Annotated in this window: 21 protein-coding genes; 10 read left to right on the top strand and 11 right to left on the bottom strand. The window is 60.7% G+C overall.

Annotated elements, in window-relative coordinates; genetic code table 11:
* Nucleotides 1-66: 66 nt before the first annotated feature.
* A complete protein-coding gene (locus ACW9IR_RS21935) occupies nucleotides 67-1,764 on the bottom strand; it encodes an AMP-binding protein (RefSeq protein ID WP_457465115.1) in 1,698 nt (565 codons plus the stop codon).
* Nucleotides 1,765-2,058: 294 nt separating this feature from the next.
* Here ACW9IR_RS21935 and ACW9IR_RS21930 point away from each other — a divergent pair, with 294 nt between their 5' ends.
* From ACW9IR_RS21930 to ACW9IR_RS21915, 4 genes are all read left to right on the top strand, one after another.
* On the top strand, nucleotides 2,059-3,222 hold the full coding sequence (locus ACW9IR_RS21930; protein WP_110719347.1) for an isovaleryl-CoA dehydrogenase: 1,164 nt from the start codon (nucleotides 2,059-2,061) through the stop codon (nucleotides 3,220-3,222).
* Nucleotides 3,223-3,319: 97 nt separating this feature from the next.
* Nucleotides 3,320-4,924, top strand: a complete 1,605-nt coding sequence (locus ACW9IR_RS21925) for a carboxyl transferase domain-containing protein (RefSeq protein ID WP_457465114.1) — start codon at nucleotides 3,320-3,322, stop codon at nucleotides 4,922-4,924.
* 117 nt (nucleotides 4,925-5,041) lie between these two features.
* Nucleotides 5,042-5,857, top strand: a complete 816-nt coding sequence (locus tag ACW9IR_RS21920; protein WP_102901260.1) for a gamma-carboxygeranoyl-CoA hydratase — start codon at nucleotides 5,042-5,044, stop codon at nucleotides 5,855-5,857.
* The gene (locus ACW9IR_RS21915) at nucleotides 5,857-7,806 is read left to right on the top strand and encodes an acetyl/propionyl/methylcrotonyl-CoA carboxylase subunit alpha (protein ID WP_414915807.1); all 1,950 of its coding nucleotides are present in this window, start codon (nucleotides 5,857-5,859) and stop codon (nucleotides 7,804-7,806) included. Before ACW9IR_RS21920 ends, ACW9IR_RS21915 begins: the two co-directional genes overlap by 1 nt.
* A gap of 40 nt (nucleotides 7,807-7,846) precedes the next feature.
* Here ACW9IR_RS21915 and ACW9IR_RS21910 read toward each other — a convergent pair whose 3' ends face one another.
* Nucleotides 7,847-8,506, bottom strand: a complete 660-nt coding sequence (locus tag ACW9IR_RS21910; protein ID WP_102901258.1) for a LexA family protein — start codon at nucleotides 8,504-8,506, stop codon at nucleotides 7,847-7,849.
* A 130-nt stretch (nucleotides 8,507-8,636) separates the two neighbouring features.
* Between ACW9IR_RS21910 and ACW9IR_RS21905 the strand changes: the two genes are divergently transcribed.
* The 3 genes from ACW9IR_RS21905 to ACW9IR_RS21895 all read left to right on the top strand — a co-directional run bounded on the left by ACW9IR_RS21905 (nucleotide 8,637) and on the right by ACW9IR_RS21895 (nucleotide 11,949).
* Nucleotides 8,637-8,975: a DUF6124 family protein gene (locus ACW9IR_RS21905; RefSeq protein ID WP_016983927.1), complete on the top strand. Its 339-nt coding sequence runs from the start codon at nucleotides 8,637-8,639 to the stop codon at nucleotides 8,973-8,975.
* A gap of 480 nt (nucleotides 8,976-9,455) precedes the next feature.
* Nucleotides 9,456-10,607: a M14 family metallopeptidase gene (locus ACW9IR_RS21900; RefSeq protein ID WP_457465113.1), complete on the top strand. Its 1,152-nt coding sequence runs from the start codon at nucleotides 9,456-9,458 to the stop codon at nucleotides 10,605-10,607.
* Between the two features lie 148 nt (nucleotides 10,608-10,755).
* On the top strand, nucleotides 10,756-11,949 hold the full coding sequence (locus ACW9IR_RS21895; RefSeq protein ID WP_102901255.1) for an MFS transporter: 1,194 nt from the start codon (nucleotides 10,756-10,758) through the stop codon (nucleotides 11,947-11,949).
* Here ACW9IR_RS21895 and ACW9IR_RS21890 read toward each other — a convergent pair.
* Complete coding sequence (locus tag ACW9IR_RS21890) at nucleotides 11,946-12,491, bottom strand: cytochrome b (protein WP_102901254.1); 546 nt, start codon at nucleotides 12,489-12,491, stop codon at nucleotides 11,946-11,948. The two genes, ACW9IR_RS21895 and ACW9IR_RS21890, sit on opposite strands and share 4 nt — an antisense overlap.
* Nucleotides 12,488-13,594: a catalase family peroxidase gene (locus tag ACW9IR_RS21885; protein WP_457465112.1), complete on the bottom strand. Its 1,107-nt coding sequence runs from the start codon at nucleotides 13,592-13,594 to the stop codon at nucleotides 12,488-12,490. Before ACW9IR_RS21885 ends, ACW9IR_RS21890 begins: the two co-directional genes overlap by 4 nt.
* Before the next feature lie 157 nt (nucleotides 13,595-13,751).
* Here ACW9IR_RS21885 and ACW9IR_RS21880 point away from each other — a divergent pair, with 157 nt between their 5' ends.
* Together ACW9IR_RS21880 and ACW9IR_RS21875 are read left to right on the top strand one after the other, a co-directional pair.
* Nucleotides 13,752-14,258 carry a sigma-70 family RNA polymerase sigma factor gene (locus tag ACW9IR_RS21880; RefSeq protein WP_016983921.1) on the top strand — a complete coding sequence of 169 codons (507 nt, stop codon included), beginning with the start codon at nucleotides 13,752-13,754 and terminating at the stop codon, nucleotides 14,256-14,258.
* Entirely contained in the window at nucleotides 14,255-15,010 is a 756-nt protein-coding gene (locus ACW9IR_RS21875) for an anti-sigma factor family protein (protein ID WP_457465111.1), read from the top strand. The genes ACW9IR_RS21880 and ACW9IR_RS21875 overlap by 4 nt, the downstream gene beginning before the upstream one ends.
* 125 nt (nucleotides 15,011-15,135) lie before the next feature.
* Here ACW9IR_RS21875 and ACW9IR_RS21870 read toward each other — a convergent pair whose 3' ends face one another.
* The 7 genes from ACW9IR_RS21870 to ACW9IR_RS21840 form a co-directional block, all read right to left on the bottom strand.
* Nucleotides 15,136-16,107, bottom strand: a complete 972-nt coding sequence (locus ACW9IR_RS21870) for a Csu type fimbrial protein (protein ID WP_457465110.1) — start codon at nucleotides 16,105-16,107, stop codon at nucleotides 15,136-15,138.
* Nucleotides 16,104-18,461, bottom strand: coding sequence for a fimbria/pilus outer membrane usher protein (locus ACW9IR_RS21865; RefSeq protein ID WP_457465109.1), 2,358 nt, complete (start codon nucleotides 18,459-18,461; stop codon nucleotides 16,104-16,106). Before ACW9IR_RS21865 ends, ACW9IR_RS21870 begins: the two co-directional genes overlap by 4 nt.
* A gap of 80 nt (nucleotides 18,462-18,541) precedes the next feature.
* Nucleotides 18,542-19,330, bottom strand: a complete 789-nt coding sequence (locus tag ACW9IR_RS21860) for a fimbrial biogenesis chaperone (RefSeq protein WP_102901248.1) — start codon at nucleotides 19,328-19,330, stop codon at nucleotides 18,542-18,544.
* Between the two features lie 33 nt (nucleotides 19,331-19,363).
* Nucleotides 19,364-19,864 carry a Csu type fimbrial protein gene (locus tag ACW9IR_RS21855; RefSeq protein ID WP_016983916.1) on the bottom strand — a complete coding sequence of 167 codons (501 nt, stop codon included), beginning with the start codon at nucleotides 19,862-19,864 and terminating at the stop codon, nucleotides 19,364-19,366.
* 4 nt (nucleotides 19,865-19,868) lie between these two features.
* The gene (locus ACW9IR_RS21850; RefSeq protein WP_034154702.1) at nucleotides 19,869-20,405 is read right to left on the bottom strand and encodes a Csu type fimbrial protein; all 537 of its coding nucleotides are present in this window, start codon (nucleotides 20,403-20,405) and stop codon (nucleotides 19,869-19,871) included.
* Nucleotides 20,406-20,425: 20 nt separating this feature from the next.
* Nucleotides 20,426-20,959 carry a Csu type fimbrial protein gene (locus ACW9IR_RS21845; protein WP_102901247.1) on the bottom strand — a complete coding sequence of 178 codons (534 nt, stop codon included), beginning with the start codon at nucleotides 20,957-20,959 and terminating at the stop codon, nucleotides 20,426-20,428.
* A 100-nt stretch (nucleotides 20,960-21,059) separates the two neighbouring features.
* Nucleotides 21,060-21,563, bottom strand: a complete 504-nt coding sequence (locus ACW9IR_RS21840) for a Csu type fimbrial protein (RefSeq protein ID WP_180988138.1) — start codon at nucleotides 21,561-21,563, stop codon at nucleotides 21,060-21,062.
* Nucleotides 21,564-21,868: 305 nt separating this feature from the next.
* On the opposite strand from ACW9IR_RS21840, the gene zapE reads away from it, so the two are divergent.
* Nucleotides 21,869-22,999, top strand: coding sequence for a cell division protein ZapE (gene zapE, locus ACW9IR_RS21835; protein ID WP_457465108.1), 1,131 nt, complete (start codon nucleotides 21,869-21,871; stop codon nucleotides 22,997-22,999).
* Nucleotides 23,000-23,142 lie beyond the last annotated feature (143 nt).

The following is a 23,142-nucleotide window of genomic DNA, read 5'->3' as shown; positions in this document are numbered from 1 at the left end:
AGTCAATATTTGCGTCGACTGGCACACCGCTATCGCGAGCAGGCTCACTCCTACATTTGATATTCGTCAGGCGAGCTTTTCACGTAGCTCTTCGATACTTATTTCACGCATGCGGAATTTCTGAATCTTGCCCGTGACCGTCATCGGAAATTCTTCGACGAATTTGAAGTGCCGAGGCGTCTTGAAGTGCGCGATGCGCTCCTTGCACCAGGTTTGCAGCTCCAGCTCCGAAGCGCTGTGGCCGGGATGAAATTTGATCCAGGCAACAATCTCCTCGCCGTAACGCGAGCAGGGAATGCCGATCACCTGCACGTCCGCCACCGCCGGGTGGGTGAAAAAAAACTCTTCCAGCTCACGCGGATAAACGTTCTCGCCGCCACGGATGATCATGTCCTTGTTACGCCCGGCAATGTTGACGTAACCCTCCTCGTTCATGCTCGCCAGGTCGCCGGTGTGCATCCAGCCCGCCTCATCGATGGCTTCGGCGGTGGCCTGCGGATTGTTCCAGTAGCCGAGCATCACACTGTAACCACGGGTGCACAGTTCGCCGATGGTGCCGCGCGGCACGAGGTTGCCGGCTTCGTCGATGATCTTGCTTTCCAGTTGTGGCTGGGTGCGGCCGACAGTGGTCACGCGCAATTCCAGCTCGTCGTTCGGGCCGGTTTGCAGCGACACCGGGCTGGTTTCGGTCATGCCGTAAGCGATCTGTACTTCACTCATGTGCATCTCGCTGATGACCCGGCGCATTACCTCGATCGGGCACGTCGCACCGGCCATGATCCCGGTGCGCAGGCTCGACAGATCAAATTCTGCGCGTTGTGGCTGGTCGAGCATGGCGATGAACATGGTTGGCACGCCGTAGAGGCCGGTGGCTTTTTCTTCGGCAACGGTTTGCAGGGTCAGCAATGGATCGAAGGCATCGTTGGGGTAAATCATCGTGCTGCCGTGGGTGATGCAGCCGAGGTTGCCCATGACCATGCCGAAACAGTGATACAGCGGCACCGGGATCACCAGACGATCGCGCGGGGTCAGGCCGATGCTTTCGCCGACCATGTAACCGTTGTTGAGGATGTTGTAGTGGCTGAGGGTCGCGCCTTTGGGGAAACCGGTGGTGCCGGAGGTGTACTGGATGTTCACCGGCTGATCAAAGTGCAGGCTGTCGCTGCGTTCGTTTAGTTGCTCTTTAGAGACACTGGCTGCCATATCGGCCAATTGCGACCACGGCAGAAAACCTGACAGTGGCTGCGGGTCGAGGCTGATGACCCCGCGCAACTCCGGCAAACGCTCACTGCGTAATTGGCCGATGGATTGTTCAGCCAGTTCCGGCACCAGGCCTTGCAACATGCCGTGATAGTTCGAGGACTTGAACGCTCCGGCGCAGACCAGCCATTGGCAGCCGGATTGCTTGAGCACGTATTCGAGTTCGGAGCTGCGGTAGGCCGGGTTGATGTTGACCAGGATCACGCCGATTTTCGCTGTAGCGAATTGTGTAATGCACCATTGTGCGCAGTTGGGTGCCCAGACACCGAGGCGGTCGCCGGCCTGCAATCCCAAAGCCAGCAGCGCTCTGGCGTGCAGATCGACTGCATCGGCCAGTTGCCGCCATGAGTAGCGCAACTGCTGATGGCGCACCACCAGCGCCTCACCGTCGGGATACTGCGCGACGGTCTGATCGAACTTCTGCCCGATGGTCATCGCCAGCAAGGCTTTGTCCTGAGAACCACGGGTGTAGCTACGCTGCGGGTTTGCACTGGGTTGATCCATGACGACCCCTATTGTCTTTATTTATGGGTTGCCGACGGTCACTTGTAGGAGTGAGCCTGCTCGCGATCTCGATCCATCAATCAACACTTACGTCGACTGACACGACGCCATCGCGAGCAGGCTCACTCCTACAAAAACTAATCAGCTTTCAATCTTGAACTGCCCCTACTCTCGCTCAAGTTGACGTTAACGTAAAGGGTGATTGACAGCCATCCATCACAGGCTTACGTTAACGTAAAGGTGAGAGCCGAGTGACCGCCCTCCCCACCCTACAAAAAAGCCAAAAGGTGACCCATGAGCTATCCATCCCTGAACTTCGCCCTCGGTGAAACCATCGACATGCTGCGCGATCAGGTTCAGTCCTTTGTCGCCAAGGAGATCGCCCCGCGCGCGGCGCAGATCGACAGCGACAACCTGTTCCCCGCCGACATGTGGCGCAAGTTCGGTGACATGGGCCTGCTCGGCATCACCGTGCCGGAAGAGTACGGTGGCGCGGGCCTGGGTTACCTGGCACACGTCGTGGCGATGGAAGAAATCAGCCGCGGCTCGGCTTCGGTGGCGTTGTCCTACGGCGCGCACTCCAACCTCTGCGTCAACCAGATCAACCGCAACGGCAATCACGAACAGAAATCCAAATACCTGCCGAAGCTGATCAGCGGCGAGCACGTTGGCGCACTGGCGATGAGCGAACCGAACGCCGGTTCCGACGTGGTCTCGATGAAGCTGCGCGCCGACAAACGCGGCGACCGCTTCGTCCTCAACGGCAGCAAAACCTGGATCACCAACGGCCCTGACGCCAACACCTACGTGATCTACGCCAAGACCGATCTGGAAAAAGGCCCCCACGGCATCACCGCATTCATCGTCGAGCGCGACTGGAAAGGCTTCAGCCGTAGCAACAAGTTCGACAAGCTCGGCATGCGCGGCTCCAACACCTGCGAGCTGTTCTTCGATGACGTTGAAGTGCCGGAAGAGAACATCCTCGGCGTGCTCAACGGCGGCGTCAAAGTGCTGATGAGCGGCCTCGATTACGAGCGCGTGGTTCTCTCCGGTGGCCCGACCGGGATCATGCAGTCGTGCATGGACTTGATCGTGCCGTACATCCACGACCGCAAACAGTTCGGCCAGAGCATCGGCGAATTCCAGCTGATTCAGGGCAAAGTCGCCGACATGTACACCCAGCTCAACGCCAGCCGCGCCTACCTCTATGCGGTAGCACAGGCTTGCGAGCGCGGCGAAACCACCCGTAAAGACGCCGCCGGGGTGATCCTCTACACCGCCGAGCGCGCCACACAAATGGCACTCGACGCGATCCAGATTCTCGGCGGTAACGGCTACATCAACGAGTTCCCGGCTGGTCGCTTGCTACGTGACGCCAAGCTGTACGAAATCGGCGCCGGCACCAGTGAGATCCGTCGCATGCTGATCGGTCGCGAACTCTTCAACGAAACGAAATGAATTTCGTCAGCTGCGAGCCGCAAGTTTCAAGCTGCAAGAGAACCGCTTTAACTTGCCGCTCCAAGCTTGCAACTCGTAGCTGCTTACGGAGTAAGCCATGATTCTGCACACTCAGCTCAATCCTCGCTCGGCGGAGTTCGCCGCCAACAGCGCGGCGATGCTCAAACAGGTCGACGCCCTGCACACCCTGCTCGCCCAAGTGGCGCAGGGTGGCGGCGCGAAAGCCCAGGAACGCCATACCTCGCGCGGCAAACTGCTGCCGCGTGAGCGCATCAACCGTTTGCTCGATCCGGGCTCGCCGTTTCTGGAAATCAGCCAACTGGCCGCCCACGCGGTTTACGGCGAAGACGTGCCGGCGGCGGGTGTGATCGCCGGGATCGGCCGTGTCGAAGGTGTCGAGTGCATTATCGTCGCCAACGACGCAACGGTTAAGGGCGGTTCGTACTACCCGCTGACCGTGAAAAAACATCTGCGCGCACAAACCATCGCGCAGCAGAATCGTCTGCCGTGCATCTATCTGGTCGACTCAGGTGGCGCCAACTTGCCGCGTCAGGATGAAGTGTTCCCGGATCGCGAGCATTTCGGACGGATCTTCTTCAACCAGGCCAACATGAGCGCGATGGGCATTCCGCAGATCGCCGTGGTCATGGGCTCTTGCACTGCGGGTGGTGCTTACGTGCCGGCAATGGCGGATGAAGCGATCATGGTGCGCAATCAGGCGACGATTTTCCTCGCCGGCCCGCCATTGGTGAAAGCTGCGACCGGTGAAGTGGTCAGTGCCGAGGATCTGGGCGGCGCCGATGTGCACTGCAAGATTTCCGGGGTCGCCGACCATTACGCCGAGAGCGACGAACACGCCCTCGCTCTCGCCCGCCGCAGCGTCGCCAACCTTAATTGGCGCAAACTCGGTGAAGTGCAGCAACGCGCGCCGATTGCGCCGCTGTACGCCAGCGATGAGTTGTACGGCGTGGTTTCCGCCGACGCCAAGCAACCCTTCGACGTGCGCGAAGTGATTGCGCGACTGGTCGACGGTTCGGTGTTCGATGAATTCAAGGCTTTGTTCGGCACCACGCTGGTGTGTGGCTTTGCGCACCTGCACGGCTACCCGATCGCGATCCTGGCGAACAACGGCATCCTCTTCGCCGAAGCCGCGCAGAAAGGCGCGCACTTCATCGAATTGGCCTGCCAGCGCGGCATTCCCCTGCTGTTTCTGCAGAACATTACCGGCTTCATGGTCGGCCAGAAATACGAGGCCGGCGGCATCGCCAAGCACGGCGCGAAACTGGTAACGGCGGTGGCTTGCGCCAAGGTGCCGAAATTCACCGTGATCATTGGCGGCAGCTTCGGCGCTGGTAACTACGGCATGTGCGGGCGCGCTTACGACCCGCGCTTCCTGTGGATGTGGCCGAATGCGCGCATCGGCGTGATGGGTGCCGAACAGGCGGCCGGCGTGCTGGTGCAGGTCAAACGCGAGCAGGCGGAACGCAGCGGTCAGGCGTTCAGTGCCGAGCAGGAAGCCGAGATCAAGCAACCGATTCTCGACCAGTACGAAGAGCAGGGTCACCCCTACTATTCCAGCGCACGGCTGTGGGACGACGGCGTCATCGACCCGGCGCAGACCCGCGATGTGCTGGCCTTGGCCCTGTCCGCGTCGCTGAACGCGCCAATCGAACCGAGCCGCTTCGGCGTGTTCCGGATGTGATTTTTTGTGGGAGCGAGCTTGCTCGCGAATACGGTTTGTCAGGTACTGGAAATGTCGACTGATACAACGCTTTCGCGAGCAGGCTCGCTCCCACAGGAACCGTGGAGACGGATGAATATGAGTGACTTCAACACCCTCGAACTGCAAAGCGACCCACGCGGTTTCGCGACGCTGTGGCTCAACCGCGCGGAAAAGAACAACGCGTTCAACGCCGAGATGATCCGCGAACTGATCCTGGCGCTGGACAAAGTCGCCAGCGACGCCAGCCTGCGTTTCCTGCTGGTGCGCGGCCGTGGCAAGCACTTCAGCGCCGGCGCCGATCTGGCGTGGATGCAGCAATCGGCCGAACTCGATTACCACACCAACCTCGACGACGCTCGCGAACTCGCGGAACTGATGTACAACCTCGCCAAACTGAAAATCCCCACTGTTGCCGTCGTGCAAGGTGCGGCGTTCGGCGGCGCGCTGGGGTTGATCAGTTGCTGTGACATGGCGATTGGCGCCGATGACGCGCAATTCTGCCTGTCGGAAGTGCGCATCGGCCTGGCGCCGGCGGTGATCAGTCCGTTCGTGGTGCAAGCCATTGGCGAGCGCGCGGCGCGGCGTTATGCGCTGAGCGCCGAACGTTTTGGCGGCCAACGCGCACGGGAAATCGGCTTGTTGTCCGAAAGCTATCCAGCCGCTGAACTTGATCAGCAAGTTGAACAGTGGATCAACAACCTGTTACTCAACAGCCCCGCCGCGATGCGCGCCAGCAAAGACTTGTTGCGCGAGGTCGGCAACGGTTCGCTGACCCCGGCGCTGCGCCGCTACACCGAAAATGCCATCGCCCGCATCCGCGTCAGCCCTGAAGGTCAGGAAGGCTTGCGCGCCTTTCTGCAAAAACGTCCGCCGAGCTGGCAAGCCGCAACCACCACCAAGGAGCCGCGTTGATGAGCGCACCTGTTCTCACCACCTTGCTGGTGGCCAACCGTGGCGAAATTGCTTGCCGTGTGATGCGCACCGCCAAAGCCTTGGGTCTGACCACGGTCGCCGTGCACAGCGCCACCGACCGCGAGGCGCGACACAGTCGTGAAGCGGATATTCGTGTCGATCTGGGTGGCAGCAAAGCGGCCGACAGTTATCTGCAAATCGACAAACTGATCGCGGCGGCCAAGGCCAGCGGCGCGCAGGCGATTCATCCGGGTTATGGCTTTCTGTCCGAGAACGCCGGGTTTGCCCGCGCGATTGAAGCGGCCGGGCTGATTTTCCTCGGCCCACCCGCTTCGGCCATCGATGCGATGGGCAGCAAGTCCGCTGCCAAAGCGTTGATGGAAACTGCCGGTGTGCCTCTGGTGCCGGGTTATCACGGCGAAGCACAGGATCTGGACACCTTCCGCGATGCCTGCGAACGCATCGGTTATCCGGTGCTGCTCAAAGCCACGGCTGGCGGTGGCGGCAAAGGCATGAAAGTGGTCGAGGACGTCAGCCAACTGGCCGAAGCCCTCGCCTCGGCCCAGCGCGAAGCACAATCCTCGTTCGGTGATTCGCGGATGCTGGTGGAGAAATACCTGCTCAAGCCACGTCACGTGGAAATCCAGGTGTTCGCCGATCAGCATGGCAATTGCCTGTACCTCAATGAGCGTGATTGCTCGATCCAGCGTCGCCACCAGAAAGTCGTTGAAGAAGCGCCGGCCCCGGGCTTGTCCCCGGAACTGCGTCGCGCCATGGGCGAGGCGGCTGTGCGCTCGGCGCAGGCGATCGGTTATGTCGGCGCCGGTACTGTGGAATTTTTGCTGGATGCGCGCGGTGAGTTCTTCTTTATGGAAATGAACACACGCCTGCAGGTTGAACACCCGGTGACCGAGGCTATCACCGGTCTCGATCTGGTCGCGTGGCAGATCCGCGTGGCGCGTGGTGAGGCACTGCCGATCACTCAGGAGCAAGTGCCATTGAACGGCCATGCGATTGAAGTGCGCTTGTACGCCGAGGATCCTGCGAATGACTTCCTGCCGGCGACCGGACGTCTGGCGTTGTATCGCGAATCGGCTGAAGGGCCTGGGCGCAGGGTCGATAGCGGGGTCGAAGAAGGCGATGAAATTTCGCCGTTCTACGACCCGATGCTCGGCAAGCTGATTGCCTGGGGTGAGGATCGTGAACAGGCGCGACTGCGTCTGTTGAGCATGCTCGACGAATTCGCGATTGGCGGATTGAAGACCAACATCAACTTTTTGCGGCGGATCATCGCACACCCGGCGTTTGCGGCGGCGGAGTTGGATACCGGATTTATTCCGCGTTATCAGGAGCAATTGCTGCCTGCGCCGGGCGCGTTGAGCGATGCGTTCTGGAACGCGGCGGCTCAGGCGGTGGCGCAGAGCCTGCCGCAGTTGGCGCGCCAGGATGACCCGGCTTCGCCATGGTCACTCAACAGCGGTTTGCGTGCGGGATTGCCTCGGGAAATCACCCTGCATTTGAGTTGCGAGGGACAGGATCGAGCACTGACGCTGAATGCCGATGATCACGCCAGACTGTCCGGCGAAGCCCTCATCGTCGAGCACGATGGCGTACGTCGTACGTTGCGGGCTATCCGCCAAGGTGATGCGCTTTATCTGCAATGGGAGGGTGAGTTGCGGCGCATCGAGACGCATGACCCGATCAGCGCCGTCGAAGCCAGTCACAGTCATCAGGGTGGCCTGACTGCGCCCATGAACGGCAGCATTGTCCGTGTGCTGGTCGAGGCCGGGCAATCGGTCGAGGCCGGTGCGCAACTGGTGGTGCTGGAAGCAATGAAGATGGAGCACAGCATCCGCGCGCCGCATGCGGGGGTGATCAAAGCGCTGTATTGCCAGGAAGGCGAAATGGTCGGCGAAGGCAGCGCTTTGGTTGAACTGGAAGCAGTGTGATGGGGAGGATCGATCCTACGCCGGGCGAGGATCGATCTGACTAGTAACGCGCCGTTGCCTGAACCACAACACCGATGATTCGACATTCATCGGTCAGCAGCGCCTTTGGCCACGTCGGATTGAGCGGCACCAGGTAACGCTGGCCGCCCTCTTCGTCGAGTTTGCGAAAAATCGCTTCAGGGCTGTCGGGCCATTGGGCGATTACCAGTTTACCGGGCACCGCCTCGGCCGCCGGATCAACCAGAATCAGCATGCCTTCGGCGATGCTCTGGCCACTGGGAGCGGTCATCGAATCCCCCGTCACCGTCAGCCAGAACGCCGGGCCACGCGCGTGGTAATCCGTCAGTTCGAAACGCTGTTTGCCTGATGCCTTGGCGTAGGATGCCGCATCGCTCTCGCGCACCTCGCAGGTCGTCTGCCAATCGCTGACCGGGTAACGGAAGTAAGGGTTGTACTTCTGCGCCAGCGGCATGTCGTCGTCAGATGTTATTTGCGGTTCCCGGATCACCAGCACCACTTCCAGAAAATCCATGCCCAGCGCTTGCAGCACCCGATTCATTTCCGTGATGCCGGGTTCGCGACGCTTGTTCAGCCAATGGCCGATCCCGCCCTGGGACATGCCGACGCGCTCTCCGAGCTCTGTTTGAGTGATTTTGAGTTCACTCATCTTGGCCTTGACCAACTCAATCCATTTATCCATGTGCAGCACCTTACGTCGACGCCTTCGGCCAGCAAAACACATATTGTAGTATTTAAATCCTCGTCACAACTACGCATCGTACTATCCTGAAGGCACGGATTTTCAATCGCCCAAGGAGTGCCTCTTCATCATGAATATCAGCAGCAAAGACTTGCCCGATCTGCAAATGGACACCACTTTCAGCTCGCCTCAGGGCAATGCGGCAGCCCAGCGAGCGCTGGACTATTACTTGAAACCAGCTGTGTCAGAACCCGAGGTCGACGAACGTTTTTTCGATGTCAGGCGCCATCTAAGCGGCGAAGAAGCCTTGGTGCACGCCTCGGATTTGTTGCGCTGTGCCGCAGCCACAGCGTTCAAGGCAGCTGAAAACCTGCAAGGCGCGAGTCGCGACCTGGCCTTTTCAGTGGTGCACATGGTGGATATGGCGCGGGCGATGGTCGACCATTCGCTCGATGGCGATGAAGCGTGAGGAACGGAAATGCCGACGGACAGGAAAGAATTTTCCAATCGCGCAGATAAAAACATTTGACTTGCAAATGATAATGATTATTATTGCATGCAGCTGGTCGCGAGATCAGTCGATGGACCAGAGACCTTAGGTCGGTCTTCTGGACTATCTCCTCATCAGGCTAATCACGGTTTTTGACCCGGCTTTTTGCCGGGTCTTTTTTTTGCCCGTTTTTCGGGCTTGTGGCTTCAGGCTAATGAAGTCTTTAGGTGTTGCAAATTCGATGGCGCGGATAATATCAAAAGAATATCGAATGACAAGCCAACCCCGGCCACACTGGGGCAAACTAATGACAATTAGCACTTGAGAATCAATCGCACACTCTCTAAGCTGCATCCGCGTCATGGAGGACGCCCCCCGCCACACCCCGCAATTCCCCTCGGTTTCAGCCCTGCCTGCGTGTACAGTAACGGCCATAAAAATCATATTCAGGAATCGATTATGACCGTGGCCAAATCTTCGTTCGACATCAGCGCCAACTTCGACAGCGGCAACATCCAAGTCATCGACATCAGCAATCCGCTCAATCCGGTTCTGGCCATTCGCCCGGACACCCGCAGCGCCCATTTCCAGTGGTTCCACTTCAAGGCCAGCGGTCTGCATGTCCATCAGGAACACTGGTTTCGCCTGGTCAACGCCAGCCAGTCCTCCTATAACAAAGCCTGGACCGGCTATCAGGCAGTCGCCTCCTACGACCACGTCAACTGGTTCCGCATTCCAACCAGTTTTGAAGGTGACAGCCTGCGCTTTTGCCTCGAAGCCGAGCAAACCCATGCCTGGTTCGCCTACTTCGAACCCTATAGCCGTGGCCGTCACGACTGGTTGATCGATCAGGCACTGAGCAAGGCCGGCACCGAATTGCTGGCAACCGGCAAGAGCGTCGAAGGTCGCGACATTCAGCTGCTGCGCAAAGGCACCGGTGCCGAAGGCCAGCGCAAAGTGTGGATCATTGCTCAGCAGCATCCGGGCGAACACATGGCCGAATGGTTCATGGAAGGCGTGATCGAGCGCCTGGAAAGACATGACGATCCGGTGCTGAACAAGCTGCTGGCGAGTGCCGATCTGTACCTGGTGCCGAACATGAATCCGGACGGTGCCTTCCACGGTCACCTGCGCACCAATGCGATGGGCCAGGACTTGAACCGCGCTTGGCAGAACGCCAGTCAGGACGTCAGCCCCGAAGTACTTTTCGTACAGCAGCAAATGGAAAAGTATGGCGTCGATCTGTTCCTCGACGTACATGGCGACGAAGAAATCCCCCACGTATTCACCGCCGGCTGCGAAGGCAATCCGGGCTACACACCGCGCATCGAAAAGCTCGAAGAGCACTTCCGCAATCACCTGAAACACACCACCAAAGACTTCCAGACCAAGTACGGCTACACCCGCGACGAACCGGGCCAGGCCAACATGACGCTGGCGTGCAACAGCGTCGGGCAGAAATACGACTGCCTGTCGCTGACCCTGGAAATGCCGTTCAAGGATCACGACGACCATCCCGACAAGGAAACCGGCTGGTCGGGCAAGCGCTCAAAACAGTTGGGTAAGGACGTGCTGACTACCATCGCTGACATGGTTGATACCCTGCGCTGATCCCCTCCTCCGTCCCTTAGAAGATCGCAGCTTGTCTGCGATCTTTTGCTTTTTGCCATTCACACACTCGCGCAAACAGGTTGCAAAATAAAACCCGTACCAATACCGTGATCAAGGTTTTATTTTGAAACCTAAAAGGATGCGGGATATGAAACCTCTCAAAAGCAGCGCCGTTTTGCTTTTCTCTGTGGCCTGCGGTCTGGCCGTGGGCAACGTGTATTACGCGCAGCCGCTGCTGGACGCGATGGCTGAAGCGTTTGCCCTGTCGCCGGCGACCATCGGCATCGTCATCACCCTGACGCAAATCGGTTACGGCATCGGTCTGGTACTACTGGTCCCCCTCGGCGATCTGCTCAACCGGCGCCGATTGATCGTCACTCAAACCCTGCTGTCGGCAGCGGCGTTGTTGATGATCGCGCTGGCGCCCAGCAGTGTCTGGCTGCTGCTCGGCATGACGTTGACGGGGCTGCTCGCCGTGGTGACGCAGGTGCTGGTGGCTTACGCCGCCACACTGGCGATCCCGACACAACGCGGGCGCGTGGTCGGAGTGGTCACCAGCGGCATCGTCGTCGGCATCTTGCTGGCACGCACGGTCGCTGGCGGCATGGCCGATTTGGCCGGGTGGCGAGCGATCTACTTCCTGTCTGCCGGGCTGACACTGGTGATGGCATTGCTGCTGTTTCGCGTGCTGCCCAAGCATGAATCCCCGCAGCCGGCGACTGGCTACATCGCACTGATCGCCTCGGTGTTCAGCCTGTTCAAAGAAGAACCGGTGTTGCGCCAACGCGCGACCCTCGCATTGTTGACCTTCGCCAGCGCGATGGTGCTGTGGACGCCGATGGTGCTGCCGCTGGCCGCCCCGCCACTGTCGTTGTCGCACAGTGAAATCGGTCTGTTCGGACTGGCCGGCGCAGCGGGTGCGCTGGCCGCCGCACGGGCCGGGCATCTGGCTGATCGCGGTCTCGGGCAATGGGTCAGCGGACTTTCACTGTTGCTGATGCTTGCTTCGTGGCTGCCGATCGCCCTGACTCAATCTTCGCTGTGGGCATTGCTGCTCGGCGTAATCACCCTGGACCTGGGTCTGCAAGCCGTACACGTCACCAGCCAGAGCATGATCTACAGTGTGCGCCCCGAAGCGCAAAGCCGCCTCACCGCCGGTTACATGTTGTTTTACTCGATCGGCAGCGCGCTCGGCTCCATCGGCTCGACCGCGATGTACGCGTGGGCCGGCTGGATTGGCGTGTGCCTGCTCGGTGCGGGCATCAACGCCGTGGCGCTCGCGTACTGGTGGCTGACCCTGAAAAGCGGCGCACCAGTGCGATGCGCCACTCCGGCGAGTTAACTGCGATCGCGACCACGCAACATGCTGTCGAGCACCTCGTCGCGGCGGATCCAGCCATGAAACAGCGCCGCCGCCAGGTGCAACAACACCGTCAGGAACAACAAATAAGCCAGATACCCGTGAGCCTTGCGCAGAAACGCAAACAACTGTGCATCGGCCGGAACAATCGCTGGCAACTGCAACGTTGTGCTGAGCATGACCGGCTCACCCGAAGCGCTGATCATCGCCCAACCGAGCAACGGCAACACCAGCATCAGCGCGTACAGCAACAGATGCGAAGCCTTGGCCGCCAGCACTTGCCAACCCGGCAGATCCGCCGGCAGCGGTGGCTGGCGCGTGGTCAGCCGCACCAGCAAACGCACAATCACCAGCGCCAGAATCGCGATGCCCAGCGGTTTGTGCAGATGGATCAGCCATTCATGCCGCTCGGAAACCGAGGTGACCATGCCGGCGCCGATAAACAGCATGGCGATGATCATCAGCGCCATCAGCCAGTGCAGCAGCCGCGCCAACAGGGCGAAATGCGTCGGTTGGGTTCTCATGGGCGAGCCTCCTGTTTGGCGGCGGGCAACTGGCTGACTTCGCTGGTGCGACGCAGATAGGAATTGGCGTAACCGGCGGAACGCGCCGCGAGCAACGGGTCGTCGGAACCTTGAATCCCGGCCGGCAGCACCAGCGGGTCATAGTTGATGTCACGGCATTCGCCGCTCAGTTGCGGCTGGGTCTTTTCCAGCACCAACGTGCCCGCATTCAACACCTTGCGCCCCTGGGGCCAGGTCTTGCTGGCGTCGTTCACCGGATCCTCAGGATTGGCCAGAGTGATATTCAACTGAAAGCGCAGCGGCGCGGATGCCAAGCGTTGCACCAGATCCTTCTCGAGAAAATCGCCGCCCTCAGGCGCACTGCCGCCCGCAGCATCACGCGCCAACGGCGTCATGCTCCAGCGCACAGCCTGCTTTTTACCGCTGGCGTCGACCAGATAGAACGCGTTGACACTGTTATAGGTTTCAGTGGCATAACTGGCCGACGGCTTGGCGGTTTTCACCCACGTCAGAAACGGCACGGCTTCCGGGTGCGAGGCAAAGAATGCCGGCACCTTGCTCGGATCCGGTTTACCGGTGGCCGGATCCGGCGACTGCGCCTGCTGCAATTGATAGAACGCCTCAGGCGTACCGACCGGGAACACCGGCATGCTGTTCATCCCGGTGCGCCACTGCTGCCCGTTGGCTTGGGTGAACCGTAGCGCCAGACTGCGAATCGGCACGCTGCTGTCCGGTGCGTACGGATTACCCGCCGGCAGCGCGAATCGCCCGACCACCGGGGTCTGCGGCTCGTTGAACACCTGCGCAGTGGAAAACACCCGCGCCTCGCCACTGCTCTCGAAATGGCCGATCACGCACACGCCTTTGGCGTGGTTACGGCGAAACCCGGGGTGTACGCCGTTGTTCTTCTCCAGCACATCGACCAACGCTTTTGGCGTCAGGCGTTGTGGGTCAAAGTTGCCGTGAACGTAGGCGAATGCCCCGGCCACTGCGGCGACTACCACGGCAATGCCGCCCAGACGCAGAATCAGGCTCGCCGCACTCAGTGGCGGGCGCTGCGGCCCGCCGGGCGGTGCAGTATCGGGTGATGAACGATCAACCATGAAAAACTCCAGGGCCATCGGCCACAAGTAGGAAGAATCAGCAAGACGCGCCTCGGCCGGGTTTATTCCACGCCTCGGTATTTATTTTTCCGAACGTGGAATAACCTCCAACGACGGACGTCTCCCTAGTCCACAGCGTAGTGACTAGCAGAATTTCATGAGCGAATTCGACGAACAGTTGAGAGAAATCATTCCCAGATTGCGCCGCTTTGCCGTGTCACTGACACGCAACAGCAGCAGCGCCGACGATCTGGTGCAGGCCAGCCTTGAGCGGGCGCTGTCGAGTTGGGGCGACAAACGCGCCGACGGCGATTTGCGTGCCTGGTTGTTTGCGATCCTGTATCGGCAGTTTCTCGACGCCCATCGCCGCTCCCGACGCTATGCGCGCATGCTCGAATTCTTCACCGGTCGCGACGATGCCGAGCCCTCGGTCGAGCGTACCGTCATCGCCCAGTCGACCCTGCAAGCCTTCGACCGTCTACCCACCGAACAGCGTGCCCTGCTGCTGATGGTGTCGGTGGAAGGCCTTTCCTATAAAGAGGTCGCCGAGATTCTCGGCGCCCCGATCGGCACCGTGATGTCGCGCCTGTCCCGCGCCCGCCAGGCCTTGCGCCAACTCAGCGACGGCGAAATCAGCAGCCCTTCTTTGCGGATACTCAAATGATCAGCCTGCCTCCCAACGAGCGTGACCTGCACGCGTATGTCGACCACCAGCTCAGCGACGCCGACCGGCGTGTACTGGAGACCTGGCTGGCCACTCACCCGGACGAAGCGACGCAGGTGCGCGCCTGGCAACAGGATGCCCAGCAATTGCGCGCGGCACTCAGCGGCGCGTTGCAGCAACCGGCCAATCCGGCGCTTGATCCGGCGATGATTCGCCAGCGCCGTCAGCGTCAGTCACGTCGTCATCTGGCCAGCGCGGCGGTGTTGCTGATTGCGGTCAGTGTCGGCGGATTCAGTGGCTGGCAGGCTCGCGAAATGACCCTGGTGCGCCCATCCATGTTACCGATGACCGACGCCTTGCAAGCCTATCGCCTGATTGCCCAGCAAGGCATGCTGCCAGCCGATTACAAGGTCGACAGTGATGGCGACATGCAGCGCTGGCTCGATCGTTATTTCAACCGGGCCAGTCGTTTACCGGATCTGAAGGCGGCCGGGTTCGAACCGGTCAGCGGACGCTTGCTCAGCACTGACGAAGGTCCGGCGGCGATGGTCATGTATGAGGATGGCAGTGGGCACAAGGTGAGTTTCTACGTGCGCCCGCCGGGGCCGAAGAACACCTTTTTGCCGCGTGGCAGCCGCAGTGATGGCGACTTGCAGGCCGAGTACTGGTCGGGCGGCGGGTACAACTATGCGATGGTCAGCCCGGTCGATACACCGGCGGCGCAACAGCTCAAGCAATCGCTGCAATTCTGAGAACACCGCTGTTCTATGTAGGAGCTGCGGCACGCTGCGATTTTTTGATCTTGTTCTTAAGGGCAAGATCAAAAGATCGCAGCCTCGTTTCACTCGACAGCTCCTACAAGGGATCAGCTTCAGGCTCAGAAGCCTACGTCGAGCACCACATTGTCCAGGTAAGTGCCCGCCGGTGGCGTGGTCTGGTCGGTGTAGATCTTCGCGTTGTAGTTGAAAATCTGACTGCCCGTGCCCAAGCCGTTCCCCGGATTGACCTCGGCGTCGGTACTCGCCCGCCGCGCCGTGCCGACGCTGCCCCAGCGCGTAGTGCCGGCACTTTTGAAAATGTCGTAGGCCAGATAATTGCTCCCGGAAATCATACGTCGCCGGCCGCCGACACTCACAGCGTTCTGTCCGTCGCTCAACCCCACGGTGTAGGCACTGCCCTTGGTGCAGGCCAGATTGATCGTCTGACCGGTCACCGGGGTAAAAGCGCTGACCACCGGCGCGCTGCCGAAGGCAATGTTCGGCGCAGTAATCGTGCAGTCGTTGGACACCGTCAGATTCACCGTCAAAGAAGTCGTGCCGTTGGCGATATCGCGCCCGAGACAGATGGCACCGATGCCGATCCCCGAGCAGTAATTCCAGTTCCAGAAAATACTCAGGGTCTCGGTGTACACCCCGGCGGCAACGTTGCTGCCAATGGTTGTACCGAGATACAGCGGCACGGTTTTTGGCGTCGTACCGTTGAGCAGGCCCAGGGCATCGATGATGCCGTTGCGCGCAAAGTCATAGGCCGTGCCGCGCGTCAGCGGGTAGCTGGTGCTGTTGTTGGCGTAGATCGTGTAGCTGATGACATCGCCGGTCGGCCCGACCAACCCACCTTGAGTCGAAGAAACAGTGCCCCAGAAGTGGTCGTTACTGGTCAGCAGGGACAGCAGCGAACCGGTGCAACTCAAACCCGCATTCAATGTGGAACTGGGCTGCGAAGTCGTGCGCACGGCAATCGAACTGAGCGTACCGAACGCCGCCGGCGTGGTGCTGACCACCGAGCACGCGGCCTGTAGCGCTCCCGGCAGCATCAGCGCCAGCGCCAATAGCCATCGCCTGAACATCATTGACACACCAACGGCCCGAGCAACGGCACCTGATCCTGATTCAGGTCGACGCTGAACTGCGCCTGACAGGTCTTGCCGTCGGCCAGCGTCACTTGCAGCGAGTTCTGCGCCTGCAGGTTTTCCAGATAAACCAGCCCGTCCCAACCGACCACCGTCCGCGTGCCGCTCTGCTCATGCAGCACGCCCGCACCCAGCGGCAACTCGCGCTGCTGCGCGTCGACCAGCACGATGCTCGCGGCAATCACTCGGGTCAGCGGAAATTCCAGCAGATAACCGCTGCCACGCCTTACCGCGATGCGTTGTTCGACGTTGGGACTGCGCACGTTGGCCGGCAGATTCAGGGGGTCGATTTCATACTTGCCGCGGTAATAAGCGCTGCTCCACGGCACCAGCAGATGACCATTTTTGTCGGTCTGACCGACCTGCTGGTTTTCGTAGCGCACCGGAATGTCGGCAAAACCATCGGTGCTGACCACCACAAACGCGTCGTCGATGCGGTTGGCAGCAAACACCTGACGGTCCATCCATACCAGCGAACCACTGGCATCGGCCCAACGGGTTTCGGCGTCGGAAGTGCCATAGACACCAGCCTGCAACTGCACCGATTGCAGACGCCAGGTGACGTCGGCCTGACGATAATCGGCGCCGTCACCCTTGGCGTAACCCAGATTGAAACCTACGCCGCCCTCGGTCGGCACCGCGCGACTGTAGTTGACCCGCTGCTGGCTCTGCCCGGTTTTACTGCGATCGCTGCTGATCGCCAGGCTGCCACGCAGATCGAACGGAATCACCAATTGCGCCTGCACCGCCCAGTTGCTGTCGCCGATCTCACGGTTGGCCGACAAGTAGAAGCTGCTGTTGCGCCACAACGGTTTGCTCCAGCTAAGGTTGAGCAGCCGCGTGCGCGAATCATCCGCCGCGCGCACATCGAAGTAACCGGCGCCGAGACTGCCCCAGCGTTCGAGGTTGAGACTCAGCGTCGCCTGTTCGCTGCGCCGGCTAAGGCTGATATAGGGGCTGTCGACCACAGTCAGGTCGGCATATTGATCGTGGCGTTGCAGGCGTTGGTAGGAAAAGCTGAAACGCTGGTTGCTGTACTGATAACCGAGGCTGACCTGGTGACCGCCCTCGCCATCGAAACGGCTTTGGCTCAACGCACTGTTGAGCACACCAAAGTTACCGAGTTGCCAGTTGCCACCGAGGCCGCCCAGTGTCAGCGAGTCGGCCGCTTCGGCATGGCTTTCCAGAGTGAAGCTATCGCTGACGCCATAGCGCAGGCTGCCGGAGGTGACACCCGGCCCGTAGTTGAAATCCTTCAAACCGTAGTCGCGACGCAACGTACCGGCAGCCACAGAAAAATCGCTCAAACCTTTTTGCAGCAAAGTGCTGGTGACATAGAACGGCACCGTGGTCGAAACTTGCCGACCGAGCGCATCAGTGGTCACTACGACGGCTTCGCCCGCACCGTTGATGAACGGGATATTGGTCAGCGTGTACGGCCCGGGCTGCAAATCTGCGCTGCTGGACTTGTAGCCATTGATGAACAGATCCACCGAGGACGGCACCGCCGCTTCACCGGCAAATTGCGGCAACGGATAGGTCACCAGATCCGGGCGTACGGCAAAGTCCCGGGAAAACTGCACGCCGCCCAGACGTACCGAATTGCTCCACGGCAACGCACCGCTGATGACGTCACCGGCCTCGTAGGTGAGCATTCGCTCATCGTCGGAGTAACGCCAGGTGGTGTCGTAGCGCAGGTAGCCGTTGTCCAGCGTGTTGAGCGAATCACCGGACAAGGTGCGCCGGTATTGCCCGGTGTTGGACAACGTGCCCCAGCTGTCGAACAGCCGCACTTCGTTCCACGCCGCCAGGTAAGTGCCGGCATCGTCAGTGTCGTTGAGGTACAGGTCATAATTGAACAAAGCGCCGAAACTGCTCAGCGCCGGGGTGCGCGGATAAGCCTGGCGATTGCCGATGAATTGCTCCGGTAGCCAGTCCGGCGGCACGTCCAGCAGCAAGCGTTGACCAACACTGTCGTAATCACTGTGCAGCCCCGCCAGACTGTCGAGATCGACCTCGGCGCCGAGGCTGTCGGGCAGTTTCATGCCGGTTTCGCGCAACGCGGTCGTCGGGACAAACAAACGCCCGTCGCGCTGCTGCACCGCCACCACGCGTCCGGTATTCATCTGATTGACCACCAGTTCCAGAAACAACTGTGCATCACTCACGGCCTCCATGCCGCTGGGAGGCGGCGGCAGATCGCCGGCCCCGGATGGTTGAACGAACATCAGGCAACACGCGCCGGTGATGAGCCACAACGGACGCTGAATACGGCGAACCCGTCCCGGGCTCATACGCGCTTTACGTCCGTCAATGGACTGAATCCTCCCTGATACCGCTTTAGCCGACGTCAGATAACTGCGCTACGACTCACTCACTTGGCAGGTGTAATGCTCTGCACCTGCGGCGCGCCGTTCACCCGCACCTGCAACGCCGAATCACCGGCCAACGGCCCCGGTGCCGGCCAGCGCATTACCGCCCCCGGCAGCACGTACCCCAGCAGCCCTTCGGCCAGCGGTCTGCTCTGCCCGGCCTGTTTGATTGCCACGTCGGTCAACCGCGCATGCACTGCGCCCTGATTGCGCACTTCCACATAAGGCTTGCCGTCCACCGCCACCGTGCGCCAGCTCAACTGCGGCAGGCCGACACCTTTGGGATCGCGCGCGCGGGTGCTGTCTTCTTTGCTCCACAGCCCGGCGCCATAGGCAAACAGCGGCACCGAGTAACGCATCTGGAAGCGAATCGCCGCAGCGGTTTTTCCGCCGTCAGCGGTGGCTGGTTGCGCGGAGGGAATTTCGTCGATGATGATCCGGTAGGCCAGTTCCTGCCCCGGCGGTACGTCCTTGGTTCGGGTCAGGCGCACCAGTTGTTTCTGCCCCGGCTCGATTTTCGCCACCGGCGGGCTGCCGATCACGTCGCGCTGGTTCTGGTATTGCTCGGCGAAACCACTCTGGCTCCAGCCGAATACGCGGATCTGCAGATTGGCAGTTTCGCTGCCACGGTTTTCCAGCCACAGCGCACTGGCCTGTTGATCAGCCTCCAGCACCGGATCGATCGGCCAGATCAGTACCGAACTCGCCGCTTGTGCCTGGCTTGCCCCAAGCATGACCATCGTCCACATCACACAGCGCACGAAAGAATGCCATGACGTCACTGACCCCATAAACCTGCTCCTTGTCGGCCATTCAACTTCGCCTTACCACGACAGTTGCACCTGCAACACGTCGCTGTACGTCCCCCCAGGCTGATTGCCCGGCAATTGCACCTGACCGTAAATCGGCAGGCTGATGTTGTTCGCATCGCTGTAGGCCACCGCCACGCTCTGGCCAATTCCCAGGCTCTGGCTGTACGCCGCATCGCGAAACAGCGCATACGCCACCCGCGCACTGCCGCTGTTGACCTGCATGTGCCGGCCACTGCTGTTGTACTGGCCGCCATCAACGCTCATGTTCAGCGTCACCCCCGGCGTGCATTGCAATTGCACCCCGCCGGTCAGCGCGACCTGCACGGTGCCGGTGGCCAGCGCCGAACGTGAACCGAAGTTCAGCCCGCCATAATTCGACACCCCGCCCACCACCAGACACCCGGCAGTGACCGTGGCACTGACCTGAAAGCTCTGGCTCGTCGCTGCGGTCAGCGGCAGCGGTGCACTGCCCGCACAGAGCAGGAGCAGCGCGGCACAGCCATGGCGGCGCATGGCATCAGAACGTCAGTTCAACAGCGACGGTGTCGGTGTACGTCCCCGCCGGCAAACCGGCCTTGCCCACCGCCTGACCGTAGATGTTCACCGTCTGCGCGACACCGGTGCTGGCGGCGAGATTGATCGTCCCGTCGATCGCCAGCAGTTGCGAGTGCCCGGCATCGGTGTACAAGTCGTACGGCACGTAATTGGCCACCCCGTCGTACAACGCTCGGGTGCCGCCCGGCGACATGCCGTCATGGGAACCGGCGCGCACTTTGACCGTCGGCGTGGTGCCGCTGGAGCAGAGAATCGACAGCGCCCCGCCACCACCGCCCAACACTTGCCCGGTGGCCGTGGTGAACAGGCTGTTGGCGGTGCCGAAGTTCAACGCACCGAAGTTCAGCCCGGTGGAACCGCCCGCACCGTTGACCTGACAACTACTGATCAGTATCAGGCTGGAGGTGATCTGGCCGGTGACCGTGGTGGCGGCGTTGGCACTGGAAACCAGCGCCAGGCCAAGCAACGACAAACCTATCCTTGATGCAAACGTACGCATGGTGTCCGTCCTCTACGGGGTTACCAGTCGAGCGTCACCGTCAGCGTGTCGGTATAGACACCTGCCGGTACCGCACGGGTATTCGCCACCACCGAGCCAAATACCGGAATGGGTATCTGCGCAGCGCTGGTGACAGCGAAATTGTGTTGCTGGCCGATGCTGTAGCTCCGGGCGCCGGAGGGATCGACGAACAGCTGATAGGGAATAGTCTGGCGGCCGTTGCTCAGGCGCCGGGTATTGCCGTCACCGTGGGTACCGCCGTCGATGGTGACGGTGAAACCGGTGACCGAGGGGTTGCAGGCGACGTTGAGCTTGCCGCTGCTGTCACCGTCGAGACTGGCCTTGATCGGTGCGTTCCAGGTGGGCCCCTGAAGGCCGAAATCGAGGGTGCCGAGGGCACTGACCGGACTGTCGGGAGTACTGGTGTTGGTGACTTCGCAGCCGGCAATCAGGATCAGCCGCGCATTGATCTGCCCACTGACCGCCGCTTGCGCCTCGTCTGCGAGCAATGCCAGCGTACCTGCCACCACCACCATCCAGTGTTTTCCTGTCATCGCGACCGTCCCTGCTCCTTTACGCTGACTCAATCACCGCGCTCATCATTGAACGCCTTCCTTGTGCACCCGCCTCCACCGGTGCCTGTTGCCATCGCGATCACCAGGTGACCGTTACCTTGACCAGATCCGAATAACGCCCGACTCGCGGCACTTCGGCCAATCGCTCGATCCGCGCGTACAGTGGCAGCTCCACTGTGCCGCTGTCCGGCACCCGCCCGCTGACCGGCACATCCACCACCAGCGGCAGCCGTCGCGACGCGTCCTGATACAAGCGGTACGGAATCGGTTTGCTGCCCGTCGAAGCGGCCATATAGCGGACCTCACCGACACCGCCATGCAAGCCACCGTCGACGCGCATCTGGTACGGCGTGTCCGGATTGCATTCCAGGCGTGGCAGGCGTTGATTGGTCAACGCGGCGGCCAATGGCCCGGCGGGGTCATCGAGGCGTGCGGTGCTGCCGAAGTCGAGCACACCCAGTTGCTCGATGCCGGCGTTACGCTGCTGGCCGACCAACTGGCAGCCGCGCTGCACATCGACGCGCACTTCAACCTGAAGATCTGCCGCATGAACAGGCGCAACGAGTGCCCCCAGCAGGCCCATGACCACATGTACATTCACTGCGCCGTTCCTTGTCAGTGATCACTTGCGACGTCGTTTCTGTGATTGAGGTTAGCAACGGTCGACGATTCCGCCAGTCGATTGGATCCAGGGATCGCCCGGGATATGTTTCGAAAGGTTGGCAACAGGTCGAGCCATGTCGCTAAAAATAGCTGTACGTGCCGCACAAATTTGTTCAATTACCGCCCACTGTCGATCCGCTGTGGTGGCTGGCCAACCCGGCGCCTGGTTACACTGTGTCGCCGCGCTCCCGGGAGCCGGTCTTGACGAACACGGAGACGCCCACAGTGCCTGTCCACCCGCCGAAACGATCGCGACTGATCCAGCGCTGGCCGGCGTTGCGCCGCTGGTTGGGCAAGGGTTTGCCGGCCGGTGCCGGGCATGACGCCAGCGCCCAGTCGATTCGCGATTACTTCCGGCACAAGGCCGGCGGTCAGGGTTACACCCTCAGCCACAGCCAGCAGCGCGTCATTGATTGCATGGCGCAGCAGGCCAGTCTGCTGTTTGGCACCAGCAACCGAACCGCGCCGAGTCTCTATCTGTTCGGCGCCGTCGGACGCGGCAAGAGCTGGTTGCTCGATGGCTTTTTTCAGGCCTTGCCGATCACCCAGAAACGGCGCCTGCATTTCCATCAGTTTTTCGCGCAATTGCATCAGGGCATGTTCAGCCATCGCGAGCAGGACGATGCCCTCGAAGTGACCCTCGACGAACTGCTGGAGGATTGTCGGGTGCTGTGTTTCGACGAGTTTCATGTGCATGACATCGGCGATGCCATGCTCATCACCCGGCTGTTCAAGGCACTGTTCAAACGGCGAATTCTGCTGTTGGTGACCTCCAACTATGCGCCGGAAGGGCTGCTGCCCAATCCGCTCTATCACGCGCGCTTCAAACCGGTGATCGAACTGATCAATACGCGCATGCAGGTGATGGAAGTCGGTGGTCCGCACGATTACCGCAGTCAGGCGCGCCACTCTGCACATCAGATCTTCACTCAGGGGCATTACGTGTGGCCGGCCACGCCAGCGCAACGCACCGCTCTGGAGCTGCCGCCGGCCGATACGCCAGCCATTCGGTTATCCGTCGGCAGCCGGCAGTTTCAGGCTCGATTGTGTGAAGAGCGGCGTGTTGGTTTTACCTTCAGCGATCTGTGTGAACAGCCAACGGCGGTCATGGACTATCTGGAACTGTGCCGACGTTTCGATCGCTGGATCATTGATGATCTACCAGAGCTGGCGGAATGCTCGATCGCCGCGCAACAGCGCTTCATCAACCTGATCGACGTGCTGTACGACCAGGACAAACATCTGACGCTGCTCGGCCGGCTGCCCTTGCGTGAAAGCCTGGACGGCCACGCCATTGACCTGGCGCGCACTCGCAGCCGCTTGGGGCAATTGCAAGAGATGCACAACGACGACTGACCACACAGCTCATGTGGGAGCGAGCCTGCCCGCGAAGGCGGGGTGTCAGTCAATACATAAGCGGACGACATTCCGCTTTCGCGAGCAAGCTCGCTTGTATGGTAGGACTTGAAGGGAGGAGGAGGGACAAGGCTCGATTCTGA

Source organism: Pseudomonas sp. SDT291_1_S447 (assembly GCF_054070155.1).
Note: the sequence above shows the minus strand (reverse complement) of the source record. Positions and strands in the feature narration are given on the sequence as shown.